This is a genomic window from Porticoccus sp. W117, from assembly GCF_030341905.1.
In the GTDB taxonomy this organism is placed as follows: Bacteria; Pseudomonadota; Gammaproteobacteria; order Pseudomonadales; family Porticoccaceae; genus SCSIO-12696.
Genome location: NZ_JATAAF010000030.1, coordinates 22,559 through 29,430 on the forward strand (window position 1 = coordinate 22,559; position 6,872 = coordinate 29,430).

Here is a 6,872-nt window from a genome sequence, read left to right on the forward strand (position 1 = left end):
TGTTGCGAAAAAACGAAGCCCGCAACACCTATTTATTAAAACCTGTGAATTAGCAGTATCCACCCGAAAGTGAAAAATGGGGGCACATCTCTCGTCTCCCATCTTTCATCTCCCGTTCTTACTGTCCCCAAGTTTCTATCACTTCCACAAATTTCGCCAACCAGGCATTGGTCTGGAAGGCATCCACCGCCCGATGGTCGATGCTTAAAGAAACATAGCATTTGGGGCGGATGCGGATTTCATCGTTTTCATCCACTTCCACTCGCTTCTCCAGCTTGCCGATGCCGAGGATGGCCACTTGGGGCTGGTTGATAATAATCGGTGCCGCGAACAGGCTGCCACTGACGCCGTGGTTGGAGATAGTGAATGTGCCACCTTTCATATCCGCCGGGGTCAGTTTGCCGCCGCGGGCTCGTTCGGTCTGGTCGCCCAGGGCGCCGGCGATATCAAACAGTTCCATGTTCTGGACCTGCTTGACTACGGGAACTACCAGCCCCGCTTCACCGAGGGCGGTGCCGACGCCGATATTGATGTCGTCAAAAATTTCCAGGGCGTCGTCGTGGAATTGGGCGTTCATATCCGGCACTGCCTTCATGGCTTCCACACAGGCGGCCAGGAAGTAGGCGGTAAAGGTTAGCTTAACGCCCTTGGCTTCGTACTCCTTCTTATGCCACTTGCGGTGTTCGATGATATTGGTCATATCCATCTCGAATACGGAAGTCACGTGCGGCGCTTTGTGCAGCAGGCTCTCCACCATGTGATTGGCGATGGATTTGCGCATCTGAGTGTGTGGCACCAGGCGGCTTGGCATACCCTGGCTGCCGGGTGTTGAAGACGGGTATGACGGTACGGCTGGTGCTTTGGCTGCCGTAGTGGCTTTTTTATCTTGCTCTGCCTTACCGCTAGCCAGGTAGACGACTACATCATCGCGAGTGACGCGACCACCCCGACCCGTGCCGGGAATGGCGTCAAAATTCAGGTTGTGCTCAGCCACCAGCTTGCGCACTGCCGGGCCGATCAGGTGGCGGGCATTGTTATTTTGGTGAGAGTTGTCTTGGTCAGCGTTATCACCACTATTTTGATCAGGCTCGGTAACCGCCGGCGCCGAGCTGATGGTTACATCTTCAGTGCCGGTTGCAGTTGCAGCCGCTACTGTCGCTTCGCTGCCAGCGCTCAAACTGGCCAGTACCTGATCCGGCTGTATCTGATCGCCGACGTTGGCAATCAGTTCGGCCACCACGCCATCGGCTGGCGCAACCACCTCAATGGATACTTTGTCGGTTTCCAGCTCCGCTACCGGTTGGTCGGTGGTAACGCTGTCACCTACCGCTATCAGCCACTGGCTCAGGGTTGCTTCGGTGCCTTCCAGTTGTTCGGCGGGCAGGGTGATATTGATCTTCTTGCTCATATGCCTGTCCTTAAATTTCCAACAATTCTTTTATCGCCGCCGCAATTTTTTCCACACTCGGCACCGCTGCATTCAATAGGTGGATATTGTGCGGGTTGGGGATGTCCGGCATGGTCAGGCGGCGCACCGGGGCATCCAGGTCGAAGAACAGTTCGTCGGTGAGGGTGGCGGCAATTTCCGCACCGAAACCGGCGGTTTTATTGTCTTCGTGAACGATCAGGCAGCGGGCGGTTTTCTTTACAGAGGCCAGAATGCACTCTTTGTCCCAGGGCTGGATAGAGCGCAGGTCGATCACTTCGACTTTGCCGTCGAATTGTCTGGCCGCGGCTTCGGAGCGTTGCACCATGGCACCCCAGGTCACTACGGTGAGTTTGTCGCCCGCCAGCAGGGTTTTGGCGTTGCCGAAGGGAATCACAAACTCATCGCCGGGGTAGGGGCGGCGCGCCCAGCTGTCGTCCAGCAGGTTGCGGTGCTCGAAAAAGATGGTGGGGTTGTTACTCCTCAGCGCCGAACGCAATAGCCCGACGGCATCTTCCGCGTTGGACGGCATGGCCAGCTGCCAACCCACTTTGTGAGCCCACTCCACTTCGTCACACATGGAGTGCCAGGGGTCGCCGCGGCGGGCAAAGCCACCTGGTACGCGCACCACCATGGGGGCGGCAAACTGGTTGGCGGTGCGCCAGCGCATAATGCCGGTATCGGTAAGCTGCTCGGCGGCAGGCTCGGCGTATTTGCGGAACTGGATTTCCGGTACCGGCATCAGGCCGGACAGGGCCATACCCACGGAGCGACCGATAATGCCTTCTTCCGACAGGCTGGTGTCAAATACCCGGTCGTTGCCGTATTTTTCATTCAGGCCCAGAGTGGCAGCATGCACGCCGCCCTTGGGGCCAACGTCTTCGCCGAATACCAGTACCTTGGGGTTGGTTTGCAGCTCGTAATCCAGAGTTTTGCGAATGGCGGTGAGCATGTTCAGGCGCGCGCCCTTTGGTGCGGCCACTTCAGACTCTGCTGGGAACTGGTGGCCGCCAACGGCCAGGCCGCCGCGCAGTTGAATTTCCGGGTTGCCGTTGGCATCTTTTTCTTCGTACACGTAGCGGGTCAGCTTGTCGGTGTCCGGCTCCGGCCGTTGCAGCGCTTTATCTACCGCTACCTTCACTTCCGCGGTGGCTTGTTCTTCCAGAGCGTGCCATTGGTCTTCGCTGATCAAACCCTGTTGCACCATAAAGGTTTTCAGCTTGGGTAACGGATCGTTGGCCTGTTCGTGGGCGATAAATTCTTCCGGCTTGTAGGTCTGAGTGTCCTGGAAGGTGTGGCCACACAGGCGCGGTACCTTCAAACGCAGCAAGCAGGTGCCCTGGCCGGAGCGCACGTGGTCTACCGCCTCCTTGATTTTGGTGGCCGCTTCCATTGGGTCGGAGCCGTCGCCATCGATAATTTTTAGCTGTTTATAGGCTGCCAGGTTGGCCACCTGATCGCCGCCAGGAGTTTGCACTTCCTGGGGTACGGAAATGCCGTAGCCGTTGTCTTCAATGTAAAACAGGTGCGGCAGGTTGTTGGTGGTAGAGATGTTCAGCGCTGCCCAGAAACCGCTGGTGGACATGGAGGAGTCGCCCCCCATGGAAACACCCAGCGCGCCGCGGTAGGACTCGTCCTTCAGCTCGTTCTGGTTGTACAGGATGGACTGCGCCCAGCCGGAGATGGGTGAGTACTGAGAGCCAACACCACCGCACATGGGGAACAACATGGCGCCGGTGCGCTTTTCGTTGGGGTAATTGCACACCACACCGATGTCGCGGCCGTCGGAGTAGCCGCCGCTGCGGGCCAGCGGGCCAGCCAGCGAAACCTCAAAATCCTCACCCAGTGCCAGCACGAAAGGGCGCGAGCGGTAGTAGCCGGTGGCGCCATCGTGGGGGTGAGTGAGCAGCGAGCCCAGCAACACCTGAGCCATATCGTGACCGCGGGCGGAAAACTGATTGAACACCAGCTTTTGGGGTACCAGGTCTTGTTCTTCAATATCGTCCATGGCGCGGGAGGCGAGGATCAGATAAGCCACTCGCTGCCAATCGTAGGCGGCGATGGTGTCTTGTTGGCTCTCGTGTTGGTTAGTGTTTTCCATAGCTTGCAGCTCGGCCGTGGGCATAAGTCGGTCTCGTTCTGTTGGGTTGGGGCGCATGCCGACGCACCCCAAAAGGGGAGGTGAGTTACTGTATCTTGTCAGCCGGGAAATTTGTTTTCGTTATTGCTAATGTTGGTGTAAATAAGGCAAGATAATTGCTGTATTTTAGACATATAAGAAAGAAAATTACTTAGGTTGTCATTTGTGGACAAGTACGACGCGCAAATTCTGCACGAATTGCAGGTGGATGGCAGGCTTTCCAATCGCGATCTGGCGGAGCGTATTGCCCTGTCGCCGGCGCCCTGCTGGCGGCGTGTAAAGCGGCTTCAGGATGAAGGTTATATAGAAAGTTACAGCGCGCGTATTAACCACCGCAAAGTGGGTTTGCAAATCATCGCGTTCGCCGAAGTGGTGCTGGAAAACCACCATCCGGAAACCATCGAGCAGTTTTTGCAGCAGGTCAGCGGCAACAAGGAAATTCTTGAATGCCATTCGGTGACCGGGCAGTGCGACTATCTGTTGAAAATTGTCGCCCGGGATATGGAATCCTACGAGCAGTTTATGTCTTCCCGCCTGTTGGCGGTGCAGGGCATTCGCTCGGTCAACACATTGATATCCATGCGCCAGAACAAGCTCAGTAGCGAGCTGCCGGTTACGGCTCTGTGACACTGATAGAATGCACGCTATGACGACTGCCGCCACCCATGTACAAAAACTGCTGGACGCTTTTCGCCAGCGCCGCCCCATGCGGGCGGGGTCGCTGATCGTCACTTTATTTGGCGACACCATCTCCCAGCACGGCAACCGGGTGTGGCTGGGCAGTGTGATCAATGCCCTGGAACCCTTTGGCCTCAATCAGCGCCTGGTGCGCACCGCGGTGTACCGGCTGATGCAGGACGACTGGCTGTGTTCCACCCAGGTAGGGCGCAAAAGTTTTTACAGCTTTACCGAAACCGGGTTGCGCCATTACCAGAAAGCCGCCCGCCGTATCTATGCGCCTGAATACAGCAGCCAGGATGGTGACTGGTTGTTTGTCCACCAGAATAACTTGCCGGAAAAACAGCGCGAACTACTGCGCAAGGAACTGCACTGGCTGGGGTTTGGCAACTTGTTCCCCGGTGTGATGGCCAAGCCCGGTGCCGATCGTTTGTCATTGGACGAAACCCTGAAAGAGCTGGGCTTGCAACAGCAAGTGGTGGTCATGCGCAGCCAGCCCGATGACCAGGCATCGGCGCAACAACTGAAAAGCCGGGTATACGCCTGTTGGAATCTGGAGCAGTTGGAGCAACAGTATCGCGCCATGTATGACGTTTTTTCACCGCTGTTGGAGCGCCTGAACAGCGGCGACAGTCTGGTGCCGGAAGCGGCTTTTCAGCTGCGTACCCTGCTGATTCACGATTACCGGCGGCTGCTGTTAAAAGATGCCGAGTTGCCGGAATCTCTGTTGCCGGAACATTGGGTGGGGCGCCAAGTGTATAGCCTGGTGGCAGACATTTATCGCCACATTCAACAGGGCTCCGAATCCTATGTAATGGAGGCCTTGGAAACCACCGATGGTCCTTTGCCCACAGCCAGTAGCGATTATTTTGCAAGGTTCGGTCAGCTGGCGTAACGCTCTGTCATCCCCCTAATACAGATGGGGCAAAAAATCTGTTGTCAATACGCATTGCGCGGCTGAAATTCCCGACTACAATACGCCCCCGGTTTATTTGATTTTTGGCATTCGCCATACACACCCTGGGACGCAACCATGTTTGAATCACTGCAAGTATTGCCTCAAGACCCCATTCTTGGCCTGATGGGCCAGTTCCTGAAAGACGACAATCCCAACAAGGTTGATCTGGGTGTGGGGGTGTACAAAACTCCGACTGGCGAAACCCCTATTCTGGCATCTGTAAAAGCCGCTGAGGCGCGCTGGATGGATGCCGAGGCCACCAAATCCTATATCGGTGGGCCAGGTCATGTTGTGTACAACAGCGAAATGCGCAAGCTGGCTCTGGGCGAAAGCCACCCGGCACTGCTGGCCAACCGGGTAGCCTCGATTCAGGCTCCCGGCGGCTGTGGCGCATTGCGCCTGGGCGGCGAATTGATTAACCGCGCCAAACCCGGTGCCACCATCTGGATGAGCAACCCTACCTGGGCCAACCACGTGCCGCTGTTTGGTGAAGCGGGTTTGAACATCAAGGAATACCCGTACTACGACCGCGGCACTTGTTCGGTCGCGTTCGCCGACATGATTGCTACTCTGGAACGCGATGCCCAGCTTGGCGATGTGGTGTTGCTGCACGCTTGCTGCCACAACCCCTGTGGTGCCGACCTCAATCTGGAACAGTGGGCACAAGTAGCCGACCTTTGTGTGGAAAAGGGTTTGGTGCCCTTTATCGATATGGCTTACCAGGGTTTTGGTGTGGGCCTGGACGAAGACGCCGCTGGCTTGCGCCTGATGGGTGAGCGGGTGAGCGAAATGTTTCTGTCGGTTTCCTGCTCGAAAAACTTTGGTCTCTACCGCGAACGCATTGGCTTGCTGTTGGTGATTGCCGAAGACAGCCACAAGGCCGAAGCCGCTGGCAGCCAGCTGATTAATATCGCCCGCGGTATCTGGTCCATGCCGCCAGCTCACGGCGCGGCTATTGTCGCCACCATTTTGGAATCTGCGGAACTGACTGAACAGTGGCAGGGTGAAGTGGCGGAAATGCGTAACCGTATCAACGGCTTGCGCGCCCAGGCGGTCGCCAAACTCAATGCGGTTTGTAGCGGCGCCGACTTTGGCTTTATCGAAAAGGAATTTGGCATGTTCTCGTTCCTGGGAATTACCCCGGAACAAGTAGCGCGCCTGAAAGACAAATTCAGCATCTACATGGTGGGCTCCAGCCGCATTAATGTGGCCGGCCTGAACGATGACAATATGAATTACTTTGCGGAGTCTGTGGCGAAGGTTTTGTGATTCGAGAGATGTGAGACGAAAGGCGAGAGATGTAAAAAACCGCGCTGTTTGCAGCGCGGTCAGATCGCTGACAAACCCCGGCATTTTTGCTGGGGTTTGTTGTTTCTGGGCATTGCTAACCCAAAAGCCGGAGAGTCTCTCGAATCTAGGTTGAGCCTCGCAAACACCGCACTGAGGTATTTACAGAGGCTAAGCAAGGGGTTTGGAGTGTAGAGAGGGCTCAATAGAGGCTCAGGCCGCCATCTGAGCAATTTTCTTGATGTTTTGGGCAGTTGCAGCCATCAGACACTGACCAGCCACTCTATTAAGCCTGGTGTAGCGAGCATATCGATAACCGTGTAGTTGTTTAGCATCAGCGAAGCTGCGTTCAACTGTCTCCTGCCGGCGCCTGTAAATCTCTT

At 56.2% G+C, this 6,872-nt stretch carries 6 protein-coding genes; 3 read left to right on the forward strand and 3 right to left on the reverse strand.

The genetic code is table 11. The features are described from left to right. Positions 1-118 precede the first annotated feature (118 nt). The gene (locus QSV34_RS14220; protein ID WP_289155794.1) at positions 119-1,408 is read right to left on the reverse strand and encodes a dihydrolipoamide acetyltransferase family protein; all 1,290 of its coding nucleotides are present in this window, start codon (positions 1,406-1,408) and stop codon (positions 119-121) included. Between the two features lie 10 nt (positions 1,409-1,418). Continuing rightward, positions 1,419-3,551, reverse strand: a complete 2,133-nt coding sequence (locus tag QSV34_RS14225; RefSeq protein WP_289155795.1) for an alpha-ketoacid dehydrogenase subunit alpha/beta — start codon at positions 3,549-3,551, stop codon at positions 1,419-1,421. Between the two features lie 180 nt (positions 3,552-3,731). On the opposite strand from QSV34_RS14225, the gene QSV34_RS14230 reads away from it, so the two are divergent. From QSV34_RS14230 to QSV34_RS14240, 3 genes are all read left to right on the forward strand, one after another. Then, positions 3,732-4,193: an Lrp/AsnC family transcriptional regulator gene (locus QSV34_RS14230; RefSeq protein WP_289155797.1), complete on the forward strand. Its 462-nt coding sequence runs from the start codon at positions 3,732-3,734 to the stop codon at positions 4,191-4,193. 19 nt (positions 4,194-4,212) lie between these two features. Further along, positions 4,213-5,139, forward strand: a complete 927-nt coding sequence (gene paaX / locus QSV34_RS14235) for a phenylacetic acid degradation operon negative regulatory protein PaaX (protein WP_289155798.1) — start codon at positions 4,213-4,215, stop codon at positions 5,137-5,139. A 138-nt stretch (positions 5,140-5,277) separates the two neighbouring features. Then, positions 5,278-6,471 (forward strand): amino acid aminotransferase, encoded by a 1,194-nt coding sequence (locus tag QSV34_RS14240; protein ID WP_289155799.1) that lies wholly within the window; start codon positions 5,278-5,280, stop codon positions 6,469-6,471. A 231-nt stretch (positions 6,472-6,702) separates the two neighbouring features. Here QSV34_RS14240 and QSV34_RS14245 read toward each other — a convergent pair. Further along, positions 6,703-6,872, reverse strand: a 170-nt coding sequence (locus QSV34_RS14245) for a transposase (protein WP_289151995.1), incomplete at its 5' end; no start/stop codon positions are given.

Bases quoted from the DNA above. Each gene is read 5' to 3' on its own strand.
- QSV34_RS14220 (WP_289155794.1), bottom strand. From the start codon at position 1,408: ATGAGCAAGAAGATCAATATCACCCTGCCCGCCGAACAACTGGAAGGC.
- QSV34_RS14225 (WP_289155795.1), bottom strand. From the start codon at position 3,551: ATGCCCACGGCCGAGCTGCAAGCTATGGAAAACACTAACCAACACGAG.
- paaX (WP_289155798.1), top strand. From the start codon at position 4,213: ATGACGACTGCCGCCACCCATGTACAAAAACTGCTGGACGCTTTTCGC.
- QSV34_RS14240 (WP_289155799.1), top strand. From the start codon at position 5,278: ATGTTTGAATCACTGCAAGTATTGCCTCAAGACCCCATTCTTGGCCTG.